The organism is Rhizobium subbaraonis (assembly GCF_900220975.1).
Classification (GTDB): domain Bacteria; phylum Pseudomonadota; class Alphaproteobacteria; order Rhizobiales; family Rhizobiaceae; genus Mycoplana; species Mycoplana subbaraonis.
Window position 1 is genome coordinate 1 of the sequence record NZ_OBQD01000067.1, and the last position, 4,038, is coordinate 4,038.

The following is a 4,038-nucleotide window of genomic DNA, read 5'->3' on the forward strand; positions in this document are numbered from 1 at the left end:
CCCCGCCGTCCAGCCGGTCAGCGCCCTTGCCGCCGATGAGGACGTCGTTGCCCTTATCGCCCTTCAGGTGGTCGTTGCCGGCATAGCCGTAGAGCTTGTCGTTGCCGGCCCCGCCCTTGATCAGATCGACGCCGATGCCGCCCTTCAGCGTTTCGCTCTTCGCGGTGCCGGCGATCGTCTCGACCCTATCGGCAACGGTGATGGTGAAGGTCTTGCTCACCGTGTTGACGCCGTCCGACGCGGCAACCGTGACGGTGTCCTTCTGCACCTTCTCGTAGTCGATCGCCTTGGCGGTGACGAGCTTGGTGCCCGACAGCTTGAACAGGCCGTCGGCGGTGTCGGTCAGCTTGTAGGTCAGGGCCTTGCCTTCCGGATCGACGGCCGAGAAGGTGCCGACCGTGGTGCCAGTCTTGACGTTCTCCTTGACGCTCGACTTCGACAGGGAAAGGGACGTCGGGGCCTTGTTGGCGTCGTCGACGTCCTCGATGGCGATGGTGAAGGTCTTTGCCACCTTGTTGACCCCGTCGGAGACCTCGACGGTGACCTTGCCGGACTTGACCGCCTCGTAGTCGACCGCCTTGGCGGTGACGAGCTTCGTGCCGGACAGCTTGAACAGCCCGCCGGCGTTGTCGGTCAGCTTGTAGGTCAGCGTCTTGCCTTCCGGATCCTTGGCCGACAGCGTGCCGACGGTGGTGCCGACGGCGACGTTCTCCTTGACGCTGGTGCCCGACAGGGCAAGCGAGGTCGGTGCAAGGTTGGTCGAACCCAGCTTGGTCAGATCGACGCTGCCGTCCGAGAACTTCGCAATCTCGATGTTCTTCAGTGTGTCCCGACCGTCATTCGCGCCCGAGCGGTTATCCTTGACCGTCACGGTGCCATCGGCGTTCTTGGTCAGCGTATAGTTGCTTTTCGCACCGGCATAGACGGCGACGTCCTTGCCCGCCCCCCCGTCCAGAACGTCGTTGCCGCCATTGCCGCGAAGGGTGTCGTCGTACTTCGTCCCCGTATAGGTATCGGTGCCCGCCGATCCGACGACATTATGCCCCTGCCCCCAGACGAAAGCGTTGAGCGCGGCCACCTGCGAAACGCCGCCGCTGTCATGGCCTCCCCCCATGAGGCCGTAGATCACCTCATGCATCGCGCCCTTCGCGCCCTTCGCATTGGATATGTTCAGCCCGCTGATCTCGATCGGCGTCAGGACATTGGTGATATGGCCATCCTCCAGGTCGAACGAGCCGTTCGAACTGTTGTAGCTGTCGCCCAGCGTCGAAAGCCGGACGGTCGTGAGCGTCCCGCTCAGGGTGTGGTCGTTGAAGTAGTAGTCGAAGTTCTTGCCGTCGAGGATGATGGCTTTGGTCTCGGATTCCTTGCCGGAGACGATCTTGTCCAGCAGCACGATCTGGTCGCCCTGGAAATTGGTGGTGCCACCCAGGATGTACGGCCAGCCGGTCGGCACGAGGCCGGAGAAGAACTTGGCGTACTCCGTATTGAAATCGACGCCCTTGGAAGAGCCGAGCTTGGCCGTTAGCTTGATCGTAATCGTCATATCTTTGCTCCGCGTTGCATTCCTTGGCCCGGCCGCCATGCGTCCGGCGGCGGGACCTGGTCGCTAGAATTTCATGGTCAGCAATGCCTTGGCGTTGAAGCCCGGGCTCGGATCGGCATTGAGGTACTGGGTGTACTGGCGGTCGAAGATGTTGTTCAGCGCAAGGTTGGCCGTCGTCGTCTCGCTGATCTCGAACTGCGCAAAGAGGTCCACGAGCTGATAGGCCTCACCGACGAACCCGGTGGCGGCGGCGTCATCCTTCTTGCCGACAATCGTCAGCCGCGTGCCGGCACTCAGCCGTTCGTCGAAGGCGCGGAAGCCGAGCGTCGTGACCGCACGGAAGGGCGGCACCTTCTGCAGCGGCCCACCCGTCGTCAGGTTTTCGCCGTCGAGGATCTGGCCCGCCAGCCCCGCGAACACGCTCCCCGCATCATAGCTTGCCTCGAACTCGAAGCCCTCGATGCGCGCCTTTGCGATGTTCTGGTACTGGTACCCCCCGGGGATGGGGAACATCACGAAAACCTGGTCGATATAGTCGTCGACATTGTTGCGGAAGATGCCCAGCTTCACCCCGAGCTGGTCGGAACCGGTGAAGATGTCGTTGAACCGCAGGTTGACGCCTGCCTCGATCGTATGGGCGACCTCCGGCTTCAGGTCCGGATTGGGGAAGAACTGCCCCATGACCGGTGGCGGATGAAAGCCCTCGATGAGCGTTTCCGTCAGCGCCGGCGCGCGGTATCCCTCCGAGTACCCGCCGTAGAAGGTCACGGGATCCCAGGGAGTGACGCCGACGGTAAGCTTCGGCGACAGGCGGCTGCCGTCCGTCTTCGTCTCATCGTTTTCCAGGCTGTAGCCGTCGTATCGAAGCGCACCGATGACCTCCAGCCACTCATAGGTCAGCTTGTCCTGAACGAACGCGCCATAGGCGACGCGCGTACCCGGCGGCGTCAGTTCGTCGCTGCTGCCCAGTTCGTCCTTCGTGTTCACCTTGTCGCGGAACACGTCGCCGCCATAGGTGACCTCATGGCTCACGGCACCCGTGTCGAAGGTCGAGGTGTTGAAGATGTCCATGCCGGTCGTGCCGACCTTGAACGACTGGCTCTCGCCGGCGATATCGCCCGTCCCCTGCTGATCCGATAGGGTGCCGCTGTAATAGATCTTGGCGCTGAGGTCCCAGAAATCGGAATCCGGCGTATAGCGGTAGCCCGCTGTCAGCGTGTCGACGGTCACGTCGATATTGCGGACGAGCGTGCTGCCGTTTTCGAACGAGTTGAAGTAGCGCGACGCCGAAAGCGTGATTTCCTGGTCGTCGGTCGGACGGAAACGTGCCTTGGCAAGGCCGGAGCGCAGGTCCTGCGCCGAATCCACCTTCGTACCGTCTCCGGATTTGTAGTCGTTCGGCTTGTACCACGTGCCAGCGACGACGAAGTCCGCGCTGTCCTCGATGCGTGCCGCCGCCTCGCCGTGAATTGTCGGCCCGGGGCCGTTGGTGTCGAAGCCGAGCTTGACGCGTCCGCCCTTGGTCGCCCCCTCGCGCAGCACGTCGTCGGCATCGATGGTGGTGAAGCTGATCACCCCGCCGATGGCGCCGCTGCCATAGACGGTCGCCGCCGGCCCGCGGGTGACCTCCACGCTCTTCAGCATGTTGGTGTCGAGATAGAACGTTCCGTTCGCCTCGTGGCCGTTCTTCTGGAAATTCTGCCTGGCACCGTCGACGAGCACATTGACCCGGCCGAAATCCTGCAATCCGCGAATGTTGATCGCCGTTCCGGGATCGTCCGCGGAAGTCTGCGTCGTCACGCTGGGCATCAGGGTGACGATCTGCGAAACCGGCGCGCCGGGCATCTCGACCTCTAGCTGGTCGCGACCGACCGCGCTGGAGCCTGAAAGCGTCTCATACACCCGCTCGCCGATGCGGGTGGCGGTCACGACGATCTGCTCGAGCACTGTGACCCCGGAACTGCCGGCAGCTTCGGGGTCGCCCTCGGTCTCTGCGTCCTGGGCGTATGCCGGACCCGCCACCGCCGCCAGCACGGCGAGTGCCGAGACGCCGAGCCGCAAGCGCTCCGCCGGGCGACAGGCGATCCGATGAAAAGGCTGCAGGGAGCGGCCCTGACGGCCGCTCCCTGCTTTCGAATGATGCAATGCATGCTGCTTCACAGCAGGAAGTCCCCTTCCTTGAGGTTCACGAGGCTGTCGATGTGGATGACGAAGTCGGACTTGCCGTCGCCGTTGACGTCGCCATAGACGTAGGTGTCGGCCTTCTCCTTGGCGGTGCGCAGTTCGCCGGCGCTCTTGGAGAACTTGTCCGTGCCGACGAAGGCGAACGCCTGGTTGCCCGACTTCGTCGTCATCGCATCGATGCCGGTCAGGTCGATCAGGTCCTTCTGCTTCTGCGAGAAGTCGAAGATCGTGTCGCTCTTGGCCTTCGAGCTCGAGAGGTCTGCGAGCGACTTGAACACGAAGGTGTCCGCCCCCTTGCCGCCATGGAG

The 4,038-nt window shown here is 63.2% G+C and carries 3 protein-coding genes; all 3 read right to left on the reverse strand.

Annotated elements, in window-relative coordinates:
• Nucleotides 1-1,546: heme acquisition protein HasA (locus CRO48_RS33355; RefSeq protein WP_280952716.1), on the reverse strand; the 1,546-nt coding region annotated here is incomplete at its 3' end.
• A 63-nt stretch (nt 1,547-1,609) separates the two neighbouring features.
• Nucleotides 1,610-3,607 (reverse strand): TonB-dependent hemoglobin/transferrin/lactoferrin family receptor, encoded by a 1,998-nt coding sequence (locus CRO48_RS31355; protein ID WP_176526968.1) that lies wholly within the window; start codon nt 3,605-3,607, stop codon nt 1,610-1,612.
• 95 nt (nt 3,608-3,702) lie between these two features.
• Nucleotides 3,703-4,038: M10 family metallopeptidase C-terminal domain-containing protein (locus tag CRO48_RS31360; RefSeq protein WP_407071968.1), on the reverse strand; the 336-nt coding region annotated here is incomplete at its 5' end.